Annotated in this window: 18 protein-coding genes and 1 pseudogene; 3 read left to right on the plus strand and 16 right to left on the minus strand. The window is 44.4% G+C overall.

What is annotated here, in order from left to right:
* Positions 1 to 4: 4 nt before the first annotated feature.
* The 9 genes and pseudogenes from RE317_RS00070 to dapB form a co-directional block, all read right to left on the minus strand.
* Positions 5 to 1,585, minus strand: a pseudogene (locus tag RE317_RS00070) (sulfatase).
* Positions 1,586 to 1,618: 33 nt separating this feature from the next.
* Positions 1,619 to 3,460 (minus strand): RagB/SusD family nutrient uptake outer membrane protein, encoded by a 1,842-nt coding sequence (locus RE317_RS00075; RefSeq protein WP_005849802.1) that lies wholly within the window; start codon positions 3,458 to 3,460, stop codon positions 1,619 to 1,621.
* 12 nt (positions 3,461 to 3,472) lie between these two features.
* Positions 3,473 to 6,727 (minus strand): TonB-dependent receptor, encoded by a 3,255-nt coding sequence (locus tag RE317_RS00080; RefSeq protein WP_008666401.1) that lies wholly within the window; start codon positions 6,725 to 6,727, stop codon positions 3,473 to 3,475.
* 203 nt (positions 6,728 to 6,930) lie between these two features.
* The gene (gene uxuA / locus RE317_RS00085; protein WP_005849805.1) at positions 6,931 to 8,106 is read right to left on the minus strand and encodes a mannonate dehydratase; all 1,176 of its coding nucleotides are present in this window, start codon (positions 8,104 to 8,106) and stop codon (positions 6,931 to 6,933) included.
* Between the two features lie 39 nt (positions 8,107 to 8,145).
* Complete coding sequence (locus tag RE317_RS00090) at positions 8,146 to 8,958, minus strand: SDR family oxidoreductase (RefSeq protein ID WP_005838725.1); 813 nt, start codon at positions 8,956 to 8,958, stop codon at positions 8,146 to 8,148.
* 4 nt (positions 8,959 to 8,962) lie between these two features.
* Positions 8,963 to 9,619 carry a WbqC family protein gene (locus RE317_RS00095; RefSeq protein WP_008666402.1) on the minus strand — a complete coding sequence of 219 codons (657 nt, stop codon included), beginning with the start codon at positions 9,617 to 9,619 and terminating at the stop codon, positions 8,963 to 8,965.
* Positions 9,619 to 10,482 (minus strand): signal peptidase I, encoded by an 864-nt coding sequence (gene lepB / locus RE317_RS00100; RefSeq protein ID WP_008781294.1) that lies wholly within the window; start codon positions 10,480 to 10,482, stop codon positions 9,619 to 9,621. Before lepB ends, RE317_RS00095 begins: the two co-directional genes overlap by 1 nt.
* Positions 10,483 to 10,519: 37 nt before the next feature.
* The gene (locus tag RE317_RS00105) at positions 10,520 to 11,944 is read right to left on the minus strand and encodes a S26 family signal peptidase (protein ID WP_117889555.1); all 1,425 of its coding nucleotides are present in this window, start codon (positions 11,942 to 11,944) and stop codon (positions 10,520 to 10,522) included.
* Between the two features lie 3 nt (positions 11,945 to 11,947).
* A complete protein-coding gene (gene dapB, locus RE317_RS00110) occupies positions 11,948 to 12,703 on the minus strand; it encodes a 4-hydroxy-tetrahydrodipicolinate reductase (RefSeq protein ID WP_005849815.1) in 756 nt (251 codons plus the stop codon).
* 83 nt (positions 12,704 to 12,786) lie between these two features.
* Here dapB and RE317_RS00115 point away from each other — a divergent pair, with 83 nt between their 5' ends.
* A complete protein-coding gene (locus RE317_RS00115) occupies positions 12,787 to 14,052 on the plus strand; it encodes a DUF2851 family protein (protein ID WP_008666405.1) in 1,266 nt (421 codons plus the stop codon).
* 64 nt (positions 14,053 to 14,116) lie between these two features.
* On the opposite strand, the gene RE317_RS00120 is transcribed toward RE317_RS00115, so the two are convergent.
* The 6 genes from RE317_RS00120 to RE317_RS00145 all read right to left on the minus strand — a co-directional run bounded on the left by RE317_RS00120 (position 14,117) and on the right by RE317_RS00145 (position 23,123).
* Positions 14,117 to 14,773, minus strand: coding sequence for a hypothetical protein (locus tag RE317_RS00120; RefSeq protein WP_005849819.1), 657 nt, complete (start codon positions 14,771 to 14,773; stop codon positions 14,117 to 14,119).
* Positions 14,774 to 14,849: 76 nt separating this feature from the next.
* Positions 14,850 to 15,626: a glycerophosphodiester phosphodiesterase family protein gene (locus tag RE317_RS00125; protein ID WP_117695160.1), complete on the minus strand. Its 777-nt coding sequence runs from the start codon at positions 15,624 to 15,626 to the stop codon at positions 14,850 to 14,852.
* A 27-nt stretch (positions 15,627 to 15,653) separates the two neighbouring features.
* Positions 15,654 to 18,857: a TonB-dependent receptor gene (locus RE317_RS00130; protein WP_005849823.1), complete on the minus strand. Its 3,204-nt coding sequence runs from the start codon at positions 18,855 to 18,857 to the stop codon at positions 15,654 to 15,656.
* Positions 18,858 to 19,059: 202 nt separating this feature from the next.
* Positions 19,060 to 20,214, minus strand: a complete 1,155-nt coding sequence (gene fucO / locus RE317_RS00135; protein ID WP_005849825.1) for a lactaldehyde reductase — start codon at positions 20,212 to 20,214, stop codon at positions 19,060 to 19,062.
* A 214-nt stretch (positions 20,215 to 20,428) separates the two neighbouring features.
* Positions 20,429 to 21,685, minus strand: a complete 1,257-nt coding sequence (locus RE317_RS00140) for a DUF3874 domain-containing protein (RefSeq protein WP_008666407.1) — start codon at positions 21,683 to 21,685, stop codon at positions 20,429 to 20,431.
* Positions 21,686 to 22,205: 520 nt separating this feature from the next.
* Positions 22,206 to 23,123: a tRNA-dihydrouridine synthase family protein gene (locus RE317_RS00145; protein ID WP_117694820.1), complete on the minus strand. Its 918-nt coding sequence runs from the start codon at positions 23,121 to 23,123 to the stop codon at positions 22,206 to 22,208.
* Between the two features lie 58 nt (positions 23,124 to 23,181).
* Here RE317_RS00145 and RE317_RS00150 point away from each other — a divergent pair, with 58 nt between their 5' ends.
* Both RE317_RS00150 and dprA read left to right on the plus strand, forming a co-directional pair.
* Positions 23,182 to 23,589, plus strand: a complete 408-nt coding sequence (locus tag RE317_RS00150; protein ID WP_005843849.1) for a thioesterase family protein — start codon at positions 23,182 to 23,184, stop codon at positions 23,587 to 23,589.
* On the plus strand, positions 23,586 to 24,701 hold the full coding sequence (gene dprA, locus RE317_RS00155) for a DNA-processing protein DprA (protein ID WP_117709786.1): 1,116 nt from the start codon (positions 23,586 to 23,588) through the stop codon (positions 24,699 to 24,701). The genes RE317_RS00150 and dprA overlap by 4 nt, the downstream gene beginning before the upstream one ends.
* An 80-nt stretch (positions 24,702 to 24,781) precedes the next feature.
* Here dprA and RE317_RS00160 read toward each other — a convergent pair whose 3' ends face one another.
* A complete protein-coding gene (locus RE317_RS00160; RefSeq protein WP_118430210.1) occupies positions 24,782 to 26,665 on the minus strand; it encodes an alpha-L-fucosidase in 1,884 nt (627 codons plus the stop codon).
* Between the last annotated feature and the right edge of the window lie 97 nt (positions 26,666 to 26,762).

Raw genomic sequence — 26,762 nt, forward strand, 5'->3', positions numbered from 1 at the left:
GTTGTCAATCCTTGTAAATGTTACGAATAGGGTCATCATACTGAACTTGGAGACGTAATAATTCCGTCTTCAATTCTTTAACCAACTCTTCCGTTCCAGGTTGTCCGTAGATATTATGCATCTCCATAGGATCTTCCTGTAAATCATATAGTTCCCAACAGTCTATGTCATTATAAAAATGCATCAATTTATAACGTTCTGTACGTACACCATAATGGCGGCGGACAGCATGTTCAGCCGGGTATTCATAAAAATGATAATACAATGATTTACGCCAGTCAGGCACTTTCTCCCCCTTCAGCAAAGGCAAGAAAGAAACTCCATGCATATCTGCCGGTACCTCCACCCCTGCAAGGTCCAATATAGTAGGACCATAATCAATATTTTGCACCATCTCATCAACATCACCTTTCTTTCCTCCCGGCAAACGGACCAGCAAGGGGGTACGGAAAGACTCTTCGTACATGAAACGCTTGTCAAACCAACCATGTTCTCCCATATAGAATCCCTGGTCGGAAGTATAGACAATCATCGTATTTTCCATCAATCCGTTCTCTTCCAAATACTTCAAAACACGCCCCACATTACGGTCTATGGAATGGATAACCCGCATATAATCATGCATATATTGCTGATATTTCCACTCAGCCAAAGCCTTACCCGTTAACTTATCCTGTTTGAATTTGGCAATGATAGGATCATAATGCTTGTCCCAAACAGCCTTCTGTTCCGGATTCAGAGCATTATACATATTTCTGCCCGCTTCTTCCAGTCCCGTTGTGGTATGGATCTCATTCTCCTTGTCCGCCATCTTCAGGTCATACACCAAATCCATATCCTTTATAATGCTCATTTCCTGCTTGGATGCAGGAATTCTGCCTTCATATTTATCATAGAAGTTCTCTGGCATCGGATAAGTTACATCATCATACAAGTCAAGGTCACAAAGATCAGGCATCTAGGTACGATGAGGCGCCTTATGATGAATAAAAAGACAGAATGGTTTACTCTTGTCCCGGATGCTGTCCATCCAATTTATTGCCAAATCTGTCACAATATTGGTAGCATAGCCTTCCCGTTGTACCCGTTCGCCATTTTTAATAAATTTCGGATTATAATAATCCCCTTGTCCTATCAGGATGTCCCAATAATTAAATCCGGTAGGTTCAGATACCAGATGCCATTTACCGATCATAGCAGTCTGATAGCCATTAGCCTGAAGCAGTTTCGGGAAAGTCTGCTGGTTACCGTCAAATGTGGTGGTATTATCCGTAAATCCATTGGCATGACTATGTTTACCGGTCAGCATACAGGCACGGCTGGGACCACTCAGGGAGTTTGCCACAAAACTATTTGTGAAACGGACCCCTTCATTGGCTATCCGGTCAATATTGGGTGTCTGCATATAACGTTGGTCATATGCACTGATAGTCTGAAAAGAATGGTCATCACACATGATATACACAATATTCATGCTTTTTTTCTCATTCCCGTCGCTCTCTTTCTTTACCTTGCAGGAAGGCAGCGATGACAACATCGCTGCTCCCGTCAAAGAATACAATACACTACTGGTTATTCTATTCATTTTTATATAACTTTGGATTCATTCATCACTTCCTTACCAACCGGGATTCTGTTCCCACATGCCATCCATTACATTAATCATACGCTCCTGGATAGGCAACAAATAATCCCGGTTCGGTTTAAACTGCCATCCATTCGGCATTGTAGAAGGAGGCACCGGTAATATGTAACGTTCAGCATCATCAGGGCTGCCTGTCAAAAACATATTATTTCCAGATGCCTGGTCATATTTCAACTCTGGCCCATATTGTTCCGGCAAGTTACTGCCTATAAACAAAGCACCATGTGCGCGGTTACCTATAATCAACTCCTCGGCAGCGGCCCAGCGCATGATATCAAATACCCGACGACCTTCCAATGCTTTTTCCACCCGGCGTTCGCGGCGTACAGCTTGGATATATTTATCCAGATTTCTAAACGGATACTCCGCAGAAGTATTATATTCACGGTCGAAATCAATATCCGGCATACCGGCACGCTCGCGCAAAGGATGCAATATCTCTATAATCTTGCCCGCATTAGCCGCCCCGTTCTTCTCGGCCAGCGCTTCCGCATAATTCAACAAAACATCAGCGTAACGGAACTGAATGGCAGGAGTAGAGCCTTTATATTCCGAGATATAATCTCCAGTATAATCTATCTGTACATGTTTCAACATCACATAACCGGTCATGTTCGTTCCAAACGCTGAACCATCGCCAGCCAACGAGGGGAAACCGACAACGTACGGATTACCAGCCCCAGCAGGTTGCATGCGCTGTCCAGGCAAGGCCACAGTCTGCGACAAACGGGGGTCTCGGACAGTAGGAAGCAACTCCGTAGGATAGACACGCTTGGCATCAAGAAGCTCTTTCCCAACCAAAGGCCGGCCGTCTATCGTCAAATAATCATCTACTAAAGATGCTGTAACCCCCACATTACCTCCACCTGTATTCAAATAACGAGTGACACTATTGCCCACCTGATCTCCATCATACATCTTAAACCAAAGAATTTCAGGATTAGCAGTCAGATCAGGAGTTTCAAAAATGCTCCTATAATCATTCTCCACATTTCCGGTATTATATATTTTCCATACTCCCCGTTGACGCACTTCTTCAGCAGCAGCGATAGACTGATCCAAATAGTTGTCTATCTTTGCCATTAACTCTGCCTCTCCAAGTTCCGTATCATAAAACTTTTCGGGTTTGTTTTTTTCCTTAGCATAATGCCATTTTTCCCATGTAGCCTCAAAGAGAGCGACTTCACTCTTCAACGCACGGGCTACATCCTTGTGCAGACGCATGGATGACGAATTATTCTGCTCCTTCATCAGTGAAATGGCCATATCCAAATCTGCCAAAATCTTATCGGCAATAAATGTACGGCTCTCGCGAGGCAACATCATTACTTCCAGATTTGGTTCTAGCGGGGTGTCTACCCATGCCAACCGACCATAGTCTGAAAACATGGAATAATAAAACCAAGCACGGAAATAATAGGCCTCACCCATCAGATGATTATACTCTACACTGCCTTTTTCCGGACAGTCACCGGCATTATTTATCAAAAAATTAATGTTACGAATATGTGTATAATTATCTAAAGCCACCGCATTGCTCAACGAAGTTAATCCCATCAGGCGCGAATTGACAGCAGCAGATGCCAAATTATCACTGTTAACATCATTACCGGCAATACCACCTCCACCACCAGCCATGAACCCTTGCGTACGGACACCAAATTCATAATAGCGGTCTATATAGTTTCTTATTTCGCCTGTACTGCGAAACGGTTCGGCCGTAGACAATACTCCCTCGGGCATTTTATCCAAATCATAGCAAGCCGTAAAACAGAATGCCAAAGCCAGCCCCAATAATATATTTCTTTTTTTCATAAGATATCAAAATTATAAATTAACAATAAAGCCTAAGGACAATACGCGGTTCATCGGATAGTTCTTTCCTCCCTCACTTGTATATGAGTTGGAACTAAAAATGGCTTCCGGATCAAACATACCTTTCAGTTTGGTAAATGTCAACAGATTCTCTCCGGAAAAGAACACCTGCACTTTCTGCAAGCCAGCTTTGTGTACCCATGCATTAGGCAGGTCATAGCTTAAAGTCAGATTCTTCAACCGGCAATAAGCTGCATTCTGCAAATACAAATCAGTACGCTGTATATTTTTATCCTGATAAGGAGCTACTCCACCCGCAGAATTAATATAAGGTTTCGGATAATAAGCTCCCGGATTGTCCGGTCTCCAATAATCCATATGTTCCTTGAAAACAGTAACTTGAGCATAAGGTCCAAATCCCCAGAAATATGCGCCACCGGCAACCCAGTCACGTTTGCCCACACCCTGGAACATAACACTCAGACTTAATCCTTTCCAACTGATATATCCATTGAAAGTGTACTGATAACGTGGAGTTGTATTACCAATTATAGTCTGGTCTCCCATATCACCATCCACCAGTCTATTGTCTCCCCTGTCAATGACTTTATTGCCATCCAGATCTATATACTTCACATCTCCCGGTTCCCACAGTTTTCCACTGATATAGCTTAAATCATACTCCGCGTTGTAAGCGTCAGCTTCTTCTTGTGTCTGAATCAGACCTTCGGCCCGATATCCCCATATTTCACCTACTTTACGGCCTGTATACCAGCTTCCGTAAGGATCATTCTTTTTAGCATTAGCATATTCCGTCACTTCGGAAACAGCATCTGAAACCGACCCTCCGACACTATAATCAATATCGTTACCTATTTTTCCACGATAATTCAAAGACAACTCCCAACCACGGTTACGCATACGGGCGTTATTAGCCTGTGGAGCTACCGCACCAAACATATCGGGAAACTCCAGCCCCGGTCCCAACATATCTTTTGTATCACGCTGGAATATATCTACGGTTCCGGTCAAAGCGTTTCCAAAGAAACCAAAATCCAATCCGATATTTTTGCTTTCCACCTTCTCCCAAGTAGTATTCGGGTCAATAACAGGAGCGGGATTGGTATAAATATGACGACCGTCGCTAAATATATATCCTCCCAAACCACCATTCAGTGACATATTGGAAGCAAAAGTATATAAACCGGCATCTGCCTGATTACCTAACAAACCATATGATACACGCAATTTCAAATTAGAAAGGAAATCGGCTGCCGGTTCCATAAATTTCTCCCGATAAATATTCCATCCCAAAGATGCGGAAGGGAAGAATCCCCAGCGGTTTCCTTTAGCAAAGCGAGAAGACCCATCATAACGGCCGTTCAATTCCAACAGATAGCGACCGTCGTAGTCATAATTGATACGCCCAAAAAAGCCTCGTGTAGCCCATCCGTTACGAGTATCCACTACCACTTTATCACCTGTACCCATACCCAAATTAGGGTTGTTTGTAGAATACAAGCCTGTAATAGAGTTCTTCATATAGCTATAATCATTATCCTCTTCTTGATACCCCCCCATTAATGTAAAGTTATGATGATCATTCAGAGTGAACTGGTAGTTTGTATAAAAATTGATAGTCTGATAACGGGTACGTCCATAAGTACGTGTAAACTTACCGTCTTCCACTACTCCCAATTCAGAACGCGCCACTTTGGTCATTGTCACCCCATCTTGCTCATAAATACTGGGAGCCACATTCAATGCTTCATACTCCAAGTTCATTTGCTTATAAGTATAATCAAAGAAAATAAACCAGTCTTTCAGCGGTTGCAATTCAAAACCTGCAGTGATATTAAAACGGTCACGTTGCGTATCTGTATACGTTCCACTCTGCAAATAAGGAATCATAGACAATTCCGTAAAATGTCCATTAGGGTCAATAACCGATACCGTAGGACGGAAACGTGCCAAACTATGATAAAATCCTTCACTCAAACCACCGTCAAGTCCAGTTTTCGGATCTTCATTATTAAAAGGAGTCCTATTATCCGAATGCATAAACTTAGTGTTGAATTTCAGTTTCAACCATTTAGTCAATTCTGAAGTGATATTGGCATTAACCGTATAGCGTGTATAGTCCATATCAGCATAGCGCAAAATACCGTCCTCATTATAATAGCCTCCGGAAACATAATATTGTGCTTTCTTGCTACCCCCGCTAAAACTGAGATTGTGGTTATGCTTAAAGCTATAATTTTTATAGTGCAGATCAAAATAATCCGTATTTCCCAATCCGCGTTCCGAGTTTTCGAATGCGGCATTCAATGATTCACCCGGTGCCAAATCTCCCCACGGGTCAATACTGGACGGATCTCTCATATATTGTTCCAAATCAGCTATTTTTTGCTCACTATACATACGGTTAGCAGCTCCTGTATTGCTGACACCGTCATTCCAAAACTTCACAAAGTCAAGTGAATTCACCATATCCGGCAGCACAGTTGGAGCACTCCATCCTAATGTACCTTGATAACTGGCACGCATCTTTCCTTCTTCACCTTGTTTAGTTGTCACCAGAATCACACCGTAAGCTGCACGTGCTCCATAAATAGCACAAGCCGCCGCGTCTTTTAATACAGAAATATTCTCGATGTCATTCGGGTTTACATCTGAAAGAGACATTTCCACACCATCTACCAATACATAAGGAGCAGAATTTCCAGACAAGTTGCCTTGACCACGCAAACTCAACGAACCGGTAGCACCAGGACGTCCCGATCCTCCATTGCTTACTGACAAACCCGGAACTAAACCTTGCAAACTCTGTGTTGCATCCACTACCGGACGATGTTCCAACGCATCTCCTTTCACAGAAGCGACAGATCCGGTAAGATTCACTTTTTTCTGCACACCATAACCTACCACAACAACTTCATCCAACGTTTCGGTATCCTCAGCCAAGACAATACTGAAACTAGTTTTTCCATTGATTGGAAGAGTTTGCGTAGCATAACCAATATAAGACACGACTAGATTTCCTTTGGATGGAACATTGGAAAGCATAAAATTACCATCCAAATCGGTTATCGTACCGTTTGAGGTTCCTTCAATTAAAACACTGGCCCCAATTACAGGCTCCTGACTGTTTTTGTCAATTACCTTACCACTGATGGATAAGGATTGAGCTGTCACCATCGGCGAGAACAAAAACAGAATAGCTGTCACCAATCCAAGGACTGAAAGCAGTTTCATTTTTTTATTCATAATAAAAGAATTTAAGGATTAATTAGATTAAAAACTGTTGCAAATATAGGCGTTCCCATTCCGCCAGCACCTCTTTATTTGTCTAATTAATATCTGTATTTGTCTAGAAAGCCCCTATTATCCAGCCTTTAAACAAAATAAGACCTGAAGATCTCCGGATACCGGAAGACATTCAGGTCTTATTTTTATATGTTAAAAAGAAGTTACTCTGCCACCATACTCATCGCTATTCCTTTTTCCAAACCACGAAGCTCGGCAAGGCCACGCATACGTCCCAAACAAGAATAGCCCGGATTTGTTTTCTTGTTCAAATCATCTATCATCTGATGACCATGATCCGGACGCATAGGAATAGATATTCCACGACGTTGCTGCACTTTCAACAGGTTCTTAACTACATGATACATGTCCACATCACCCTCCAGATGATTCGCCTCATAAAAGTTCCCTTCAGCATCACGTTGGGTACTGCGCAAATGAACAAAATTGATACGGTCTCCCCAACGTTCCATGATACCCGGCAAATCATTCTGTGCAGATACGCCAAATGAGCCACAGCACAGACAAAGTCCGTTTGACGGATTAGGTACAGCTTCCACCAACAGCTTGAAATCCGCCTCCGTACTCATAATGCGCGGCAAGCCCAGAATAGACATAGGCGGATCGTCCGGATGAATAACGAGCTTTACTCCCACTTCATCGGCTACCGGACAAATTTCTTTCAAGAAGAAAATCAAGTTATTGCGGAGTTTGTCCGCATCAATATCCTTGTAACGGTCCAGTTCATTTTGGAATTGCTCCAATGTAAAACTTTCCTCCGAACCGGGCAATCCTGCAATCATATTTCGTGTCAGACGATGAATTTCTTCCTCATCCATTTGTGCCAGACGCGCTTTTGCCTTTTCTATCTCTTCGGCCGAGTATTCCTTTTCGGCTCCCGGACGTTTCAAGATAAACAGATCGAACGCTACAAAAGCAGCCCGCTCAAAACGCAATGCCTTGGAACCATCGGGCAACGTATATGCCAGGTCCGTACGGGTCCAATCCAGTACAGGCATGAAGTTATAAGTCACAATATAGATACCACATGCTGCCAGATTACGCAAACTCTGTTTATAGTTCTCGATATATCTCAGATAATCTCCTGTCTGTGTCTTAATATGCTCGTGTACGGGCACGGATTCTACGACACTCCAAGTTAATCCTGCTTCTTCAATCAATTTCTTGCGCTTCATTATTTCCTCTACCGTCCATACTTCACCGTTGGGAATATGATGTAAGGCATTGACAATACCGGTTGCTCCGGCTTGTTTGATGTCCCACAATGATACGGGATCATTCGGTCCGTACCAGCGCCATGTTTGCTCACATAAAATCATATCAAATAAAAAAATTGAGAATTAAAAACTAAAGACTTGTTACATGGCAAATGCATTGAAACCACCATCTACTACGGCTACTGTACCGGTTACAAAGCTGCTGGCATCGCTGATGAGATACTGGATGGTTCCACACAGTTCCTCTGCTTTACCGAAACGTTTGAACGGAGTCTGGCGAATCACATCATTACCACGCTGAGTATATGTACCATCTTCGTTTGTCAACAAAGTACGGTTCTGTTCGGTCAGGAAGAATCCCGGAGCAATGGCATTCACGCGGATGCCTTCACCAAATTTCGTAGCCACTTCATTGGCCATGAACGCAGTGAAATTAGAGATTCCCGCTTTTGCAGCCGCATAACCACATACACGGGTCATCGGACGGAATGCCGCCATAGAAGAGAAGTTCACAATAGCTCCTTTCTTCTGTTCCACCATCGGCTTCAAAAATACCTGTGTAGGCAGAACTGTTCCGGTAAGATTCAGATTAAGCACTTTCTGGAACTCATCGACCTTCAAATCAAAGAAATTTCCTGTAGGAGCAATCGTAGCACCCGGCATATTACCTCCTGCTGCATTCAGCAATGCATCTACACGACCATATGCTGCGAGAATATCCTTCAGATTCTGCTCCAATATAGCCTCATCCAACACATTCGTTACAAGAAACATGGCTTCCCCGCCTTTGGCCTTGATTTCGTTTACAATGGCATTTCCTACTTCTGCCTTACGGCCTAATATAACAACCTTGGCACCTTCTTCTGCCAAATGGGCGGCAATAGCCTTTCCCAAAACCCCTGTTCCACCGGTGATTACCACCACCTGGTCTTTTACACTAAACAAATTATTCATGATATTATTCTTTATGGTTTATACCTTTAACACTATCTCGCAAAACAATCAGGCTCTCCGGCCCCATATTAAACAAAAGATCGGCGATACTCAAATTCGGCAGAAAACCGTATTTGGCATCAAAAACTTGATAGTAAGGTTTAGGGCAAAAGTCAGCATCCGCCTTACGCCAGTCACGCTTCGGATGAATAGTCTCACGAAAATCAACCTCACCCGGAACAAATTCCATGCAATATTCCGTTGTTCCTTCCATATGGGGATGAATATCGATCAAATCGCATACTAAAGAACAAATTTCCTGATTATAATCCCACAAGAAGGCATATTTCTTTTCATAAAAGACGCGGAAATCATCAGCATAGTACTCAAAGAAAGGACTGTTTCTATATGCAGCCACCAAAGCATTCCAATGTATATGACGCCAATTGCCATGATCCGAAATACGGACATCCTTCATCAGGCATTTAGGCGTACCGCTTTTTTCCGTAGGGATAGTCAGTGCCAGCGGACCGTCGGCTGCCGCAATGACACAACGGTTGCGATAAGTCTGTTTCACATAATTGTCATACTGTTCCACATAGACCTTCTCACAGGCAAACAGTTTTGTATAATATTCCACCGGGGCCAGATAGGCCGAACTTAAATATATCGTATTCTCCATTATTGCACTCGTTGAAAAATGCGCCCTTTTCTGGATGAAAACCAAATGCGCCAAGCTTTACCGATCAAATGGTCATCGGGCACCAGGCCGAATAAACGCGAATCACACAGATTCACCGGATTATTGGATGCCATCCAGTAATAATTTTTATTAAATGTATAGGCTTCTACAGGTTTTCCCCCTACATACAGGGTATCTCCCCTGACAGAAGCCACTCTCCCTTCATGGCGGACAATAGTATTGCACAACAAGGTCACATTCCAAGGATATACCTTGACAGGTTTCCCTTTTTCCGGGATCACAAAGGGATGGCTCTTGCTTATATCCTTATGATAAAGAGGAATCAAATCCACTTTTCCCGCCAGTTTTTGTTTTAACAGGTAATATTCATAATGACTGAAGGTACGTATATACTTCCCCTCGGCATACCCCACCAACCTGTTTCCCTGAATGTTCACTTGCTGCATGGCAGCCTGCATCGTTTCTTCTTCCGTATGAGAATAGACATACAAAGATTTACTATCCGGGCTCAACACTTGTTCGTCGGTCACCCACAGTTCATCATTCAACATCAACGTATCTCCGGGTACTCCTACCACACGGCTTATAAACACTTCCCGATTGCCCACCGACGTCTGAGGAGACCGTGGATTAGGATTGTTGAACAACACAATATCCCCTTTCCCGGCAGTTTTTCCCAGCCACCGCCAGATAGAAAAAGGCACACGAAACCCATAACTCCACTTATTCACCAAAACCCTTTCCCCTTGATAAAGGCTATTCTCCATACCGGTAGAGGGAATGGTGCAGGAGGTGAAAGCAAATGTCTTTACCAACAGTACCAGAATGACAGCAGTAAGCATTGCTTTTATCCATACAGGAATACAGGGTATGCGCAATTTATTTAATGTTATCTACAAAGGTAAACAATCGGTTCCAACGTATTTTTCCATCCAGCCAGCCACGGTCATTATCCAATGACAACCAGATAAAGATAGGTTTTCCCACCACATGATCTTCAGGAACAAATCCCCAAAAGCGGGAGTCAGCCGAATTATGACGGTTATCTCCCATCATCCAGTAATAATCCATCTTGAAAGTATACTCATCGGTTTCCTTGCCGTTAATATAAATCTTTCCATCTTTCACCGCCAGTTCATTACCCTCGTAAACATGAATAGGACGCTCATAAACAGGAAGATTCTCTATCGTGAGTTTCACCGTCTCTCCCTTTTTGGGAATCCATACAGGTCCGTAGTTATCCGTAGTCCAGTTCTTATACATATTCAGCGGGTACAAGCCCCCCGCATCATCAGCCGGTGTATTCTCAATACTGACTACAATATCCTTACGCGCCAACAAACCCGCTTTCGCTTTTTCCGTCAGAGGCATATTATAAACAGAAGCATCCGTATAATACATCATCATATCCTCCTTGCTGATACCCAGTTCATGAGCCAGGTCATCGGGAATAGGACGCTTGGTTTTCACCAGATAACGATACTGCACATTATCAGGCTCTTTATTAGCTTTACCATCCAAATAAATAATACGATCCTTTATCTCCAGCGTTTGTCCGGGCAAACCCACACACCGCTTCACGTAGTTCTCACGGCGGTCTACCGGACGGCTGATTATCTCACCGAAGTTCTGTGGATTCTCTTTCAGGTACTCCCGTCCCAACTGATAATAATAATCATAGACCACCCGTTGTTGCTCCGGAGTCATGGAAGCCAAATCCACCGGTTTTGCCAGCTCCTTGCCTGCGCCATAACTCAGACGGTAAATATCATCATTGGGCACACCGGTGGCAACTGTATCTCCGGCCGGAAAGTTAAAGACAACGATATCATTCAACTGTACATCCCCCAAACCTTTCACCCGTTTATAATCCCATTGTGGATGCTCAAGGTATGATTTACAATTAAAAAACGGCAGTGTGTGTTGTGCCAACGGCATGTGCAGCGGAGTCTGAGGCACACGGGGCCCATAACTCATTTTACTCACAAACAGATAATCACCCGTCAGCAATGATTTTTCCAGCGAGGAAGAAGGAATCACATAGTTCTGGAAGAAATAGAGGTTGACAAAGTATACCGCCACCAGTGCGAATACAATAGCATCCACCCATCCCATGACAGTCACTACATGACGGTTCTTGGACTCTCTCCACCAAGTCCATGGAATCTTCTTTGTGATATACGCATCGAAGATAAACGGTACAACCACCAATCCCAGCCAGCTTCTCAACCAGACAAGAAATATCAGGTAAAGCGCCAGAACAACGGCAAACTTAATCCACTGTGTATGTGTTGCTCTTATCATATCTTAAAACTGAAATAAATCACTCATTCCTAATAACCCTTCATGCCTGGATGTATATTCCGCCGCCAAAACAGCTCCCAAGGCAAACCCCTTCCGATTCTTGGCATCATGGGTAATTGAGATGCTGTCCGCCTCAGAGTCATAGCGGATAGTATGAATACCAAACACCTCCCCTTCACGGATCGAATTTACAGGAAACTCATTCTCGGCACATTCCGATGTTCCCGACACGGTTCCATCCGGTGCCACCATGGTCCCTTTCACCCATTTACTCTTGCGGTTCATATTTTCCAGAATCCCTTCGGCCAGCGTGATGGCTGTTCCGCTGGGCGCATCCAGTTTATGAATATGATGAGTTTCGGTCATGGAAACCTCGTAAGCGGGAAAGTTATTCATTATTTTAGCCAAGTATTTATTTACAGCAGAGAATATAGCGACACCCAGACTGAAATTAGACGACCAGAACAAGGTTTTTCCACCTTTCGTGCATAATTCTTTCACCTCATCACCATGTTTGTCCATCCATCCGGTACTGCCCGATACCAATTTGACACCGGCAGCAAAAGTTTTCATATAGTTGTCATATGCCACCATCGGGTTAGTAAACTCAATAGCCACATCTGCTGATTTAAATGCTTCCGAATTAAAATCATCTTGATTATCAACATCTATAATACTCACAATCTCATGTCCGCGGGCAACTGCAACCTTTTCAATCTCCTTGCCCATCTTTCCGTATCCTATTAATGCTATTTTCATAATTACGAATGTTATTTCAGCCACAAAGATAGCGTTTTTCGTTGTAAACCATTACATTTGCCAAACATTTACACCTCATTAACATGGAACAACTATTACACTATGTATGGAAACATAAAATATTTCCTCTCAAAGAACTGAAAACAACAACCGGCCAACAAGTGGAAGTTATAGATACGGGACTGGCGAATACCGACGCCGGTCCCGATTTTTTTAATGCCAAGCTCAAGCTGGACGGTGTGCTTTGGATAGGCAATATCGAGATACATGAAAGATCTTCAGACTGGTTCAAACACGGACATCATGCAGATGCCGGTTACAACTCTGTCATTCTGCATATAGCCTCCGAAATAGATACGGAAATCAGCAGGAGCAATGGAGAAAGAATCCCCCAAATACAACTCATCTGCCCGGAAGCGGTCCGCACCAACTACAAGGAACTGTTGGAAACAGACAGCTACCCCCCTTGTTACCGCATCATTCCTTCACTCCCCCCTTTCACCGCCCACTCATGGATGACTGCCTTACAGATGGAAAGATTCGAGCAAAAAGCGACCTTATTGAATGAACGGTTAAAACGTTGTCAAGGCAATTGGGAAGATGCTTTTTTTATCACACTGGCACGTAATTTCGGTTTCGGGCTGAACGGAGACGCTTTCGAAACCTGGGCTCATCGGCTTCCCTTCCGGGCAGTAGACAAGCATCGGAACGACCTTTTCCAGATAGAAGCCATCTTCTTTGGACAAGCCGGCATTCTGGAAGATTCTGATGGAGACGGATACTATCTCCGGCTAAAAAAAGAGTACACCTATCTACAGCATAAATTCGGACTTATCCCGATGGATGCTTCCCTATGGCGTTTTCTCCGGCTACGTCCTGCTAATTTTCCGCATATACGGATTGCACAGTTGGCATGTCTTTATCATCGTGCCTACGGACTGCTCTCTCGCATCATGGAAACGGAAACACTACAAGGTGTCAGAGATATTCTGAAAGGAGGAACGTCAGAATACTGGCTCACTCATTATACATTTGGCGGTTCTTCCCCTTCCCGTCCGAAGACTCTAAGTAACACCTCACTGGATTTACTCATTATCAACACGGTAGTGACATTTCTCTATGCTTACGGACTGCATAAAGGGAATCGTGTACTTTGTGCACGTGCCGGCAGTTTTCTGGAAGAATTGAAAGCGGAGAACAATTATATCACCCGCATGTGGGAACAATGCGGAATGAAAGCCTCCAATGCCGCCGACAGCCAAGCTTTGATACAATTAAAGAAAGAATATTGCGATAAGAAAAAATGCCTGTATTGCCGGATAGGGTACGAATATCTGAAAAGAAAATAGAAAAAGGGGGCTGAAGTCTTGAACTTCAGCCCCACCTATTCTTATAAATTTCTGAATAACGACATCACTTTGACAAGCTTTTTACAATAGTGGAAACTATCTTTGAAGAACTTTTCCGACTATCCTTACTCAACTTATCTTTACTTTCCAAATTCATGCTGGTAAAATAGTTATTACCTCGGGTTACTTCCTTCTGATTCTTATCAAACAAAGAATAACTGGTGATATGAAACAAAGTACGCAAAGGCTTTTCTTGCCATTTCAAATAATGCTGATTCAAAAATAATACATAATCCGAATCAGTATCCTTTATCAGCTGTTCATACCGATTATCATCCACCTGACTAAGATCCGCATACCTCTCCTCTTCTTCACCTTCCAGTCTGATTTTATCCAACAAACTGCTGATGGCCGCCGCCTTTTCCGGAGTAACGAACTGGTATTTCTTATTCTTATTGGATGCAATAATATTCTTTGCTATAATCTGATTATAAGTATAATCTATGCTATCAGTCGGTATTCCAGTTTCCTCAGTAATCATACTGCCGGGAAAATAGTTGGATTCCACATTGTCGTGAAGTCCTATAACAAGAACCTTTACCAGATTGTTATTAGCCTTGTTAGCACCTTCTTCGTCAGCAGGCGATGCACATACAGAACCTGTCACCCATAATACCAATCCCAAAGCCAATGAGATTTTCTTTAATAAACCAGCTTTCATATTATCCTTTTTTAAATTACAGTGCAAATGTATTGTGTTCCTATTACATCCCTATTTGAAAGGAATTACATTTTTATTAAGAATCTCCTCCATTTTTCCGAATCAGCTTTTCAGTTTCCAATGGATAATCAGTAGTTATATAATCCACCTGCTGGTCAATCATCTTCTGAACCATCTCCATATCATTGACTGTCCACACATTCACCTTCATACCCAACTGATGTGCTTCAGCAATCCATTCCGGTTTCTCAGCCAATACCTTGATATAATAATCAATACCATTAATTCCTTTCGCCTTCAGGTCTTTAGGAGCCACATCACTTTTCAGATAAGCTATTTCCGAATCCGGAGTCAGTTTCACCAACTGTTCGCAAATGTTCATGCTGAATGAAATATATTCCACCTGTTTCTCCATTCGCATCTTTTTCACTTTATCTACAATGATTCTTACCGCTTCATTTTCCGCTTCTTCGGTTCTGTGAGGCTTGATTTCCAATATCAGCTGAGTACCAGTCAGTTTCCTACCCGCTACCAGATAATCATCCAAAGTGGACAACTTCTCGCCGTTACTCAAATTCAAATCTTTCAATTCAGCAAAAGGAGTATCAAAAATGCAAATTCCCTGAATGCTATCGTCATGATTGACTACGATTTCCTTGTCCTTCGTCAGTTGTACGTCGAACTCCGAACCATACACCTTTGCCTCTGCAGCCTTTGTCAAAGAAGCAATAGAGTTTTGGGCAGAACCTTCACATTTCCAATATCCGCGGTGGGCAATCACTTTGGTCTGGGCAGTCCCGGTCAAAGTAACAGCACACATGGCACAAGCCATCATTAGTTTACTTAGTTTCATCTTTATTTCTTATTTAATCATTATCTATTAGAATCCATATCTCAAACCTATCTGAACCTGAAAAGGAGTACCGTTCAGACTGGATACACCTGTGTTGGCATTTACATTATAAGTATATTGTTTGGCATCTTTATCAAACCCCTTGATACTATAAATTTTCTGTGTTCCCAGATTATGACCGGCTCCCCAATCTTTGTTCAACATATTGGCCACATTGAAAATATCAACAGACACCTCCAGATTCTGCTTTTTGTAAGTTTTGAATTTCTTGGCCAAACGAAGATCTAAAGTGCCATAGAAACCATTGACTCCTCCATTACGTTCGGCCACTTTACCAAAACTCTTACGAATATAATCTTTCACACTCTTTTCCGCATCCGGATTGTTCAATATAGAATTAATACCTTCACGAATATAATCAGGAGTAGCACTGCTATTCGGATCATATACATAGGCCAGATCATTACTATCCACAAAATCACCGTTCACATTTCCATTCACAATCATGGAATAACGTGTTCCCCCGATGCCGGAAAAGCGAGCACCTACGGTAATGCCCCAGAAAGTAGGAGCCGAACCATAAACCACCAGTTTATGACGGAACTGATTGTTGGAGTAAGTCATTTTGCTTAAATCACGGGGATCGTCAACCACCATTTGGGAAAGAGTAGCGGAATTAGCCACATTACCATTATAGGAAGTATTGTCTTTGGTATCGTTCCAAGTATAACTGAAAGAAAGTTCTCCGTCTTTATAGTAACGCCATGTTCCATCTACGGTGAAAGCGAACTGATTTACTTTTCCCTCGCTGACCAATTCGAGCACACGCCCTACTTTGGTACTTTTACGTCCTTCCATCCAATCAAGAGTACCATCTTTTCCTATAGTAGAAGCAGGTACATAAATACCTCGGTTCCCTTCTGCAGAAAGACGAAAATAAGGATCATCCACCATGTTCCGGTCTATATACATATAGTTGTTACGACCCAAAGTCATATATCCGCTGACACTCATTTTCAAACGGTCACTGAAGAAGTGAGTGTATGAAATATTCGCCTTATAAACCACGGGAACCTTGGCATCCTTGCTATTCATATTGATCGTAGGTACAGCCTTGTCCGCATATTTGGGATTATTCAGCAAATCAATACCCGGAGCCGTAGAAGGATCTTTCCGATACCCTATAAAATCGGGAGTGGGAACTATATCCGGTTCTTCTTCCGTATTCTTGATATCAACCGACATCACTTTCGTACCATCAAATACCATATTATTAATCATGGCATAGTTGTTGATATCAGATGCAAAGATTCCCCCGCCAATACGAAGAATATCCGTGTGCTTGTCATTAAAGTCCCAAGTAATCTGGACACGAGGCTGAATCTGGAAAGTAGAGAGTCCATTGTCTGTACGCAGTCCCAATTCATCATACACCAGTTGGCTGAAATTACCTTTATTGAAATAAGTGGCATTATCCAAACGTAAGCCTGCCATCAGCTCGAATCCTGTGAACAGTTTAGTCTGCAACTGGGCATAGATACCTGCATTCAATATATTTTGGCGTACACGCTGATTGTTTTGGTCAGGATCCAAATACACTTCACGTACATAACGAGAAGGCTTCAATGCCTCGAAATTATCCAGTCCGGTAAAATAAAAACGCCCGTTGGCCTCACTACCGTAACGAGAATTAAGATTCGTGTACATCAAATCAAAACCATATGTATAGTTTACCTTATTGGTATTATAATAATAATTATCTACCAACTGAAGTACGTGATTATAGAAATTCTCAGGGCTATAACGCTGACCACCCAGCTGAATGGTAGTAGTCGCCGTTTTTCCATCTATTTCCGATTCTACACGTTGCACAATGGCACGTGGAATATTATCAGCCGGCAGTTCACTGCCCGGCATGGATTTTTCCAATGTATAAAGATGTTGCAACTTCAGTTCGTTGGTACTGCGTGGTCCCAGTACCGAACGTAAAGTCAGTAAAGCGCTGTTGTTCAACGAATGTACATCACCATACACTTCATAAAGATTGATAGCACTATTGTCGCTCAAGCCCATATTGTTATTGTCATTCACAAAATTATCAGTAAACGATAACAGGTTTGTAGCATTAATCTGCCAGTCCAAACGAGCAAATACCGCATCGGTATTCTGTTTTTTATCAAAAGACCCGAACTGAGGATGGTCCGACACTCCATATTTATTGCGGGCTATTTCCAGAAAACGGTCTCTGGTCTCCGTAGTCAAATTATAACGCTTTTCATCGGCAGCATTATGAATATCGGCAATATACAACGGACGTGAATCAGCCTGATGATCCCAAGAAATAAAGAAGTGGGCACGGTCTTTCACCAATGCACCGCCCAATGAGGCTCCAAACTGGTAAGTAGAGAAATCATTCGAGCGCTTGTTGCCGCGGATATCATATTTGCTGGACAACCAGTCGGAACGCAGATAAGTGAAAGCGCTACCTGTCAATTGGTTGGTTCCCGATTTGGTCACCGTACTAATAGTACCTCCTCCGGCACGACCGTTAGTCACATCATATTCATTCGTCACGACTTTGAACTCACGGATAGCCTCCATCGAAATGGCATATGGCACACCGTTTCGGCTGGTTGTACTACCTCCCGAAGTAGGTCCCTTGGCACTCATACCATCAATGGTATAATTAGTAGAAGAAGCCAACTGTCCGGACAGGCTGGAACCTGTACTTAATGGTGACAGGTCAATGAGCGAAGTAAAGTTACGCCCGTTTACCGGCAGTTTGTTCAGGTCATTGGCCGTCACCGAAGTAGCGGCCCCCGTAGTGGCGATAGAATTCTTCAATGAATTAGCCACCACCTGTACAGCCTCCATCACGACACTTTCCTCCTTTAACTGGAAATCCAGACGGAGCACATCACCTTGGTTCAGCGTATATCCTGTCTTTTTCTGGTCACCATAGCCTACATAGCTGACGGTGACAGAGTAAGGTGAACCCAAAGGGAGTTGCTTCACAATGTACTCTCCCGTCTCGTTGGTGATAGAACCGGCACTGAAACCGGTCGATTCGTTCTTTACCAACACTGTGGCTCCGATAACCCCCTCTCCGGTTTCGTCAGTCACAATACCTTTTACAATCGCCCGGTAATCCTGTGCAGAAACATAGCCCGCAACGAATAGTGACAAGCATAATAACAACAAAAATCTCTTTGACTCAATAAGAATTTTCATGTTCAAATGATTGATAGCAGTTTAACAATAATACCTATTTTCATTAAATTTAATTTGCAAGTGCAAAAGAATGCTGAATGGATTACGAACAAATTGCTACAAAGTGACAATGCTGTTTCAAAGACAAGGAGATAAAAAAAGTGTGTGGATATGCCCTGCACATCCACACACCACCTATGCTTTTATTACAAAAGAATTACGCTTAGAAAGCCTTCTTGTAAAGTTCCAGAATAATTTCTTCCGTCACTTCACGAGGATTGCCCGGCGTACACACATCGGCAATAGCCGAAGCGGCCAGACGGGGCAAGTCTTCTTCCTTAATACCCAGTTCAGACAAATGCTGAGGGATACCCACCTTGACAGACAATGCCTTCACCGCCTCAACAGCAGCCTTCGCAGCCTCTTCCCGGCTCATGCCATCCTTGTACACATTCATCGCCTTGGCGATATCTACATATTTGGACAAAGCAGCCGGAGCATTGAACTCCATGATGACAGGCAGCAACAGTGCATTAGCCACACCGTGAGGAATATCGAAGATAGCTCCCAACGGATGAGCCATACCGTGAACCACGCCCAAGCCTACATTAGAGAACGCCATACCTGCAATGTACTGTGCCACGGCCATACCGTTACGGGCTTCCGCATTGGTAGGCTCGAAGACAGCGGTTTCCAGATAACGGGCAATCATTTCGATCGCCTTGATCTCGAACATATCGCTCATTTCCCAAGCGCCTTTGGTTATCAACCCTTCGATGGCGTGGGTCAGTGCGTCCAAACCGGTAGAAGCAGTCAGCCCTTTAGGCAGAGTGTACATCAGTTCCGCATCCACAATAGCGATGGCGGGGATATCGTTCGGGTCTACACAAACCATCTTCTTATGGTTTTCCTCATCCGTGATGACATAGTTGATAGTCACCTCGGCGGCAGTACCGGCGGTAGTGGGCAGTGCAATGATAGGCACTGACTTTTTCCTTGTAGGAGCCACACCTTCCAGTGACACCACATCACTGAAGTCTGGATTATTAGTGATGATACCAATCGCTTTCGAAGTATCGATAGACGAACCGCCGCCGATAGCCAGAATAAAGTCCGCTCCTGATTTTGCAAAAGCTTCAACTCCCGCCTTTACATTGCTTACGGTAGGATTCGGTTTGATTTCACTGAATATTTCATAAGGAATACCTGCATTCTCCAAGACTTTCAACACTTTATCAGCCACACCGAACTTAATCAAGTCCTTGTCTGTAGCAACAAACGCTTTATGCAAGCCCAAACGTTTAATCTCTTGTGGAAGCACTTCACGCGCACCCGGACCGAAGTAAGATACTTCGTTCAATACAAATCTGTTAATCATAGTTTTTTTTAATTATGTAGTTTGGTTGCAAACTTAGTACAAATTCTTGAGAAAACGGCTCTTTAAAAAGATTCTTATAGTATGTTTTTTGGCATTCATGCACCCCGCCTTCAGACCATTCAGCACGGTTAACACGCTGTCGCACAACAAATAAGACTAACAGAAGCCCCTTCAGCCTCCTGTCAGTCCTTTCAGCCGGCCTGATGGACGGGAATTATGCCGCCAACACTACCTTGTACAGATTTCCTTTCTCCGTATGCATCCGTTCCGCCCCCATGGCACTCATCATCTTGCCGAAACGCACCACCGTCATGCCGCGCATAGCCGCAGGATAACGGCTCTGCAAAATGGTGAAAATGACCGAGGCCGAATAGAGTTTGAACTCCTCTCCCGCCTCAGGCAGGCGAAAACAACGGTAGAACACCTCCTGCTCTACGGGCATGGCATAGAACTCGCGGTTGCGCAATTGCAGTTCCGCTTCCTCTTCGGCCGAAAACCAATAACGCTCGCCACCCTCCAGCTCCGCCTTCAATTGGGCAAACAATTGCTTGTGCTCCAGTGGCGTGCAGTCTATTTTCTCTTTCACCTCGGCACAAAGATAACGGCGACTGCCCGTAGGGTCGGTCAGCAAATCCTTATGATTACTGGTTCCTATAAACGAAGCCATGCGGGGCAGGTGACTGTAGGATGAACGGTGCGACTTACGGAAATCCAACTTCTTCATCTGCATCAGTGTCTTGAGCAACGGCAGTTTTTGAGGAGAAAGACGGTCGTACTCATCCAGATTAATCAGCCCGAACTGCGCCAGTTTCTGTTCGCATCCCGACTGCCCCGTCAACTCAAAACTGTCCGTGTAATAATCTCTCAACCCGTCGGGCATCAACAACTGACAAAAAGTAGATTTACACTTGCCCTGCATACGGCTCACCAACATAGGGGCCACTGCATTGGCGCAACGGTCCATGCGTCCTGCCCACTGGGCGGCCATTCCCAGCATCCAGCGGTGGAAGCCGTTTATCCAGAAAGCTTTTTTCGAGATGCGCTGCGCCAGCGGAGTGACGCGATCCACCCCGTCCCATTGGGGCAGTGTATCCATATAAGTAAGGAAAGGGTGATAGTCTTCCAAGCGTTCCGAATGGAGCAGGCGGCTCACATCCTTATCCCAGCAATTGATGCGATGACGGTGCGCTTCCAGGCACAAGGTGTTCAAGGTACGCTGAGTCACTATCTTATAAGGTGTGTCCGTCCCTTGCCCCTTCGCGCAATATTCGGGTTGTTCCGTCAACACGTTGAAACGGAACTCATAGTGTTTCCACAAGTAGTTCTCCAGACGGTCTTGCACCTCCCGGTTATCCGCAGCCTGTTCTTTTTCCCTTTTATCCGAAGAAGGGTCCCCCTGTTTCGCCGTTGCAGTTTCACCGTTCCATAACTTGCACCATTCCATCACCTTCCGAATCATTTCTTTCATCATGATTTTATTGTTTTTTTTTAGTTGTTGTTTCCACAAAGATAGCACATTGAAAAGCCTTTGTCAAGGGATTTCCGGCGTTTCGGGATGAAAAGTGACTAAGCGTAAACATCCTTATGTAAAAGGGTTTTCATCAGGACAAGTTCGTGTTCTCTTCTTGACAAGTACAGTGTTTCACTTAAGTGATGAAGTTTCATCACCCAAGTAGTACAAGCTCATCACTAGGGTGATAAGGTTTCATCACTTTAGTGAAACGATAAACTTATCAGGAAGCAACAGGATGCATAACAAGGAAGATAAAGGATATGCTCCAAGAAAAGACAGCTAAGTATTTCTTAAAATACAGGCATGACGGACACACCTCTCATCTAACAGGTAGGAACAAAAATATGGGCTGGAAGTAACTGACAGGAAACTGAAGGTTCTCCTATCAGGATACTTCCCTATTTTACAAGCAGTTAGACCGGCTGAATGAACTGAAGAGACACTCCGGTTTTCATGTACCGAAGCCCCTTTTCCATCATTACAGCTGGTTCACCGCTGTCAAATACTTATCCATCGTTGTAGCCTTCTTTATCGCTTTCTTTATCTTCCGGTCCGCATCGGGCAGCAGGTATTCCCAATAAGGCTTCATTTTACTCAGCAATTGCACCTCTCCCTGTAAATGGGCTTCATAATATTGAAGAAGGCGTGCGTGAAGCGCCTTCACCTTTTCATGCAGCTCATCGGGAGAAAAAACGGCTCCGTTTGCATATTCCCAAGCCAAAGCAGGATTGGCCAGCAACCCGCGTCCCAGCATGACGCCCTCCAGGCGGGGAAACTCCTCGTCCACCTTCCGGATATCTTCCACCGTCAGCAAGTCACCGTTATACACCAACGGATGGGCGCACTCCTCATAGAAAGCGGTGAACGCAGCCAAGTCCACCTCTCCCTTGTACTGTTGCTTCCCGATACGAGGATGCAGAACGATCCGCCGCAAGGGGGCAGCGTTCAACAAAGGCAACAACGGCCGCCATTCATCCGCACACTCCCATCCCAATCTCATCTTGACGGAGAAACCCAGTTCCGGATAGTGCACCAGCTCTTTCAATAAAGCTTCCACCTCGGCCGGATACGGCAAAATGCCCGAACCCTTATGTTTCCCTGTCATCAGGGGAAAAGGACAACCCATATTGATATCCGCTTCCTTGTACCCTTTCTCTATAAACAAACCGGCCAGCCGTTCCAGTTCGGCAGGAGTGGAAGCGATAAGCTGGGGAATCAGCCGGGACACAGTATTGTTTTCAGAAGCGATCTCCCGTACATCCTTGTTACGGAACTCTCCTTTCTCCATCCGCACAAAGGGGGTATAATAAGCATCTATCCCACCAAAAACTTCCTGATGAAGATTTCTCCAGGGGGCTTCCGTAAAACCTTGCAAAGGGGCAGCGTACAGTTTCATTTGTTTCTTTTTTTAAGTTTATCTGCAAAGTAACACATTTTTCTTATACCTTTGCCTTATGGAAAAGTATATTTATGAACTGAAGATGAAGGTACGCGATTATGAATGCGACCTGCAGGGTATTGTGAACAATGCCAACTATCAACATTATCTGGAACATACGCGCCATGAGTTTCTCACATCGGTGGGGATCAGTTTCGCACGCTTGCACGAAGAAGGAGTGGACCCGGTAGTGGCGAGGCTCACCATGGCGTTCAAAACTCCGCTGCGCAGCGGTGACGAATTCGTGTCCAAGCTCTATCTGAAAAAAGAAGGTATTAAATATGTGTTCTATCAGGACATTTTCCGTCTGCCCGACATGAAAGTGACTGTCAAGGCCACTGTAGAATCAGTATGCGTGGTAAACGGCAGATTAGGGGACAGCGCTCTATTTGACGAGACTTTCGCCCCCTATCTGAGCGAATGACACAAGACGAACAAATTTGCAGCCTGGCCCTGACCCGGATACCGGGATTGGGACCGACAGGCGCATTCAGACTGGTGAGCAGTCTGGGAAGCGCCACCCGTGTTTTCGAACACCGCAAAGAGCTGTCACAACTGGTCCCCGGAGTAAGCGAAAAGATCATTACTGCGTTGAATAACTCCGAAGCTTTCCGGCGTGCAGAGCAGGAACTTACTTTCTGTGAGAAAAATCATATCCGCTGCCTCACCTTAAATGATGAAGGTTATCCCGGCCGTTTGCGTGAATGTGATGATGCTCCGCTAGCTTTATTTTACCGGGGAAATGCCGATCTGAATGCACTGCATGTCATCAATATGGTAGGAACCCGTCATGCCACCCCCTACGGACAGGATATCTGCACCCGTTTCCTTGCCGACTTGTCGGTGTTGTGCCCAAACGCCTTGATAGTGAGCGGGCTGGCTTATGGCATTGATATCCATGCGCACCGCGCCGCCCTGCAGAATCATTTCAAGACCATAGGCGTGCTGGCACACGGACTGGACCGTATTTATCCTGCCGAACATCGGAAGACAGCCGTCAGCATGTTGGAACAGGGAGGTTTGCTGACCGAATTTACAAGCGGAACCAATCCCGACAGGCAGAATTTCGTGAAACGAAACCGCATTGTGGCAGGTATGAGTGACGCCACCGTCGTTATCGAATCCGCCGCCAAAGGGGGAGCCCTCATCACCGCCGAACTGGCGGAAAGTTATCACCGGGACTGTTTTGCCTTTCCGGGACGATACAACGACGAATATTCCATAGGCTGCAACAATCTGATAAGAAAAAACCAGGCAGTGCTTATCACATCGGCCGAAGATTTAGTGAAGGCCATGGGATGGGAAAGCAGCCCCAAAACCGAGAAAACAGTACAACGGGAATTGTTCCCTGATTTAAGCGAGGAAGAAGAACGAATAGTAAAACGACTCGGCAAAATGCCGGAAGGATTACAAATCAACACATTGGTGATAGACACCAACATACCTGTAAACCGAATGAGTGCATTACTGTTTGAATTAGAAATGAAAGGGGTGATACGAGCACTGGCAGGAGGAGTGTACCGGTTAATAATGTAACCATGTATCAAGATACTCATATACCCATTGACATACGGTAGCTGTACCGTGAACGGGTACATGAGTATATTGATGCATGGTTATTGCACTCCTAGTTCGGCAAAGCCCATCGGTCCGTCATTTTCCACCATCCGCACTGCTTTCAACAGCACATATCTGGCTGTTACCGGACTGAAGTAGACCGATTGGAGAATCGGATTGTTCTTGATGTTCGAGAATTCCCCGCTGCTCACCACCTGGTTCACCGCACCGGCTTCCGTGCCGACTGAAATCTCATAGGCAGCTATCAGTCCTTTGTTATACTCGCTCTGGTCGGGTAAATAATGGAAAGAAGAAACAGTCTGTTCCGTACCTAAATCCACCAGAAGCGTATTGCCGTCCACAAAGCAAGTAGTGGCGGCATCTTTATCCGCACATTTTCCGGCTTCCGCTTCATCTACCTTCGGCAATGTAAACGGATATGTTTTCAGTTCCTCCGCTTTTGCTGTAAACACATCAAGGGTTTCTCCTGCATAATAAGCCTCTATATTATTGATACACAGGCAGGCGCGTGATTTCTCAAAGTTCACGCGAAGTTTGTCCGTAGTGACAGTCTCAAAACGAAGCAAACGTTTATAACCGATTGTAGTAGTCTCTTCATTCAGTTTCACAGGCAGCCACTCCCCTTCCTTATTATATTCCACCACAAAGGACTGTACACGCTGTCCCAACGGAATGTATTCCTGCAACAGCATACGGTTTACCTTCTGCGGGGCCAGCCATTCAAACTCGATAACAGCCGATGTGACGCTATCCTCCGTAGCCCAATATGTATCATACTCTCCATCCGTCACCGCCTTTGCCGTATATTTTCCACCCCGTTCATTGGAAACTATCGGAAGAACACCTTTCAACAGATTGTTTGCCAACTGTTTCTGTACATTCTTATAAAAATCAACAGCATTCGCCGAATCTGTAGGGTGAATCAATCCATCCCGGTTTACGGGGAAATTAAGCAATAAAGTCGCATTATGTCCCACACTGCGGTAATAAAGGTCTGTCAATTGCTCCACCGTCTTCACCCGGTCGTCCTCCTCCGGATGATAAAACCAGCCCGGACGGATAGACACATCACACTCGGCAGCCGTCCACTGATTGCCGTCCGCATGTCCGTATTGCAGTTCCCTATACTTAGGATATCCCGGATAAACCTCTCCGGCACGCAAGAAAGACCAGTTTGTCGCTCCGGCAAATCCATTCTCGTTACCTACCCAGCGGCATCCGGGACCGCCATCCGAGAATACAACAGCTTGCGGCTGAAACTTGTCAATCATTTCATAGGCACGCGCATAGTCATAGTAAGTCTTCCGGTCTATGGTACGGGAATCTTTTGCTCCGCCATACCAGCCATCACCGCCATTGGCCCCGTCAAACCAGATTTCAAACACCGGACCATAATTGGTCAGCAACTCGTACAACTGTCGATAGAAATAATCCACATATTCCGGAGTTCCATAATTGGCCTGATGCCTGTCCCACGGTGAGAGATAGACAGCGAATTTTATACCATACTTCTTGCAAGCTTCCGAAAGATCACGCACTATATCCCCTTTTCCGTCTTTATAAGGCGTGTTACGGATACAGTATTCGGTCAGCCCCGTAGGCCACAGGCAAAATCCGTCATGATGTTTTGCCGTAAGGATAACTCCTTTCATCCCTGCCGCCACAAAGGTTTTCACCCATTGTTCGCAGTCCAGTTTGACAGGATTGAATGTAGCAGGATCGGAATCTCCATATCCCCATTCACGATCATTGAACGTGTTCAGTCCGAAATGTACGAAAGCGTATGTCTCCATTTTCTGCCAATCCACCTGTTTCTTTTCAGGAATGGGGAAAACAGGTTCAGGAGCATTCACAGCTGGAGCGCAGGCATTCAGTAATGCAACAGCAGCTCCCAAGCATAAAAGGTTTGCGTGTCTTTTCATTTAGATTGTCAATTAATTACATTGACACAAAGATAACATAAAATCCGATGGATGAAAACAAGAAGCTGAATATTTTAAAAGACAGGAAACTTGACAG

Source organism: Phocaeicola sp. GP0067 (assembly GCF_031119655.1).
Classification (GTDB): domain Bacteria; phylum Bacteroidota; class Bacteroidia; order Bacteroidales; family Bacteroidaceae; genus Phocaeicola; species Phocaeicola vulgatus.

Excerpts from the sequence above, each read along its gene's own strand:
- RE317_RS00075 (WP_005849802.1), bottom strand. The coding sequence starts at position 3,460 with ATGAAAAAAAGAAATATATTATTGGGGCTGGCTTTGGCATTCTGTTTT.
- RE317_RS00080 (WP_008666401.1), bottom strand. The coding sequence starts at position 6,727 with ATGAATAAAAAAATGAAACTGCTTTCAGTCCTTGGATTGGTGACAGCT.
- uxuA (WP_005849805.1), bottom strand. The coding sequence starts at position 8,106 with ATGATTTTATGTGAGCAAACATGGCGCTGGTACGGACCGAATGATCCC.
- RE317_RS00090 (WP_005838725.1), bottom strand. The coding sequence starts at position 8,958 with ATGAATAATTTGTTTAGTGTAAAAGACCAGGTGGTGGTAATCACCGGT.
- RE317_RS00095 (WP_008666402.1), bottom strand. The coding sequence starts at position 9,619 with ATGGAGAATACGATATATTTAAGTTCGGCCTATCTGGCCCCGGTGGAA.
- lepB (WP_008781294.1), bottom strand. The coding sequence starts at position 10,482 with ATGCTTACTGCTGTCATTCTGGTACTGTTGGTAAAGACATTTGCTTTC.
- RE317_RS00105 (WP_117889555.1), bottom strand. The coding sequence starts at position 11,944 with ATGATAAGAGCAACACATACACAGTGGATTAAGTTTGCCGTTGTTCTG.
- dapB (WP_005849815.1), bottom strand. The coding sequence starts at position 12,703 with ATGAAAATAGCATTAATAGGATACGGAAAGATGGGCAAGGAGATTGAA.
- RE317_RS00115 (WP_008666405.1), top strand. The coding sequence starts at position 12,787 with ATGGAACAACTATTACACTATGTATGGAAACATAAAATATTTCCTCTC.
- RE317_RS00120 (WP_005849819.1), bottom strand. The coding sequence starts at position 14,773 with ATGAAAGCTGGTTTATTAAAGAAAATCTCATTGGCTTTGGGATTGGTA.
- RE317_RS00125 (WP_117695160.1), bottom strand. The coding sequence starts at position 15,626 with ATGAAACTAAGTAAACTAATGATGGCTTGTGCCATGTGTGCTGTTACT.
- RE317_RS00130 (WP_005849823.1), bottom strand. The coding sequence starts at position 18,857 with ATGAAAATTCTTATTGAGTCAAAGAGATTTTTGTTGTTATTATGCTTG.
- fucO (WP_005849825.1), bottom strand. The coding sequence starts at position 20,214 with ATGATTAACAGATTTGTATTGAACGAAGTATCTTACTTCGGTCCGGGT.
- RE317_RS00140 (WP_008666407.1), bottom strand. The coding sequence starts at position 21,685 with ATGATGAAAGAAATGATTCGGAAGGTGATGGAATGGTGCAAGTTATGG.
- RE317_RS00145 (WP_117694820.1), bottom strand. The coding sequence starts at position 23,123 with ATGAAACTGTACGCTGCCCCTTTGCAAGGTTTTACGGAAGCCCCCTGG.
- RE317_RS00150 (WP_005843849.1), top strand. The coding sequence starts at position 23,182 with ATGGAAAAGTATATTTATGAACTGAAGATGAAGGTACGCGATTATGAA.
- dprA (WP_117709786.1), top strand. The coding sequence starts at position 23,586 with ATGACACAAGACGAACAAATTTGCAGCCTGGCCCTGACCCGGATACCG.
- RE317_RS00160 (WP_118430210.1), bottom strand. The coding sequence starts at position 26,665 with ATGAAAAGACACGCAAACCTTTTATGCTTGGGAGCTGCTGTTGCATTA.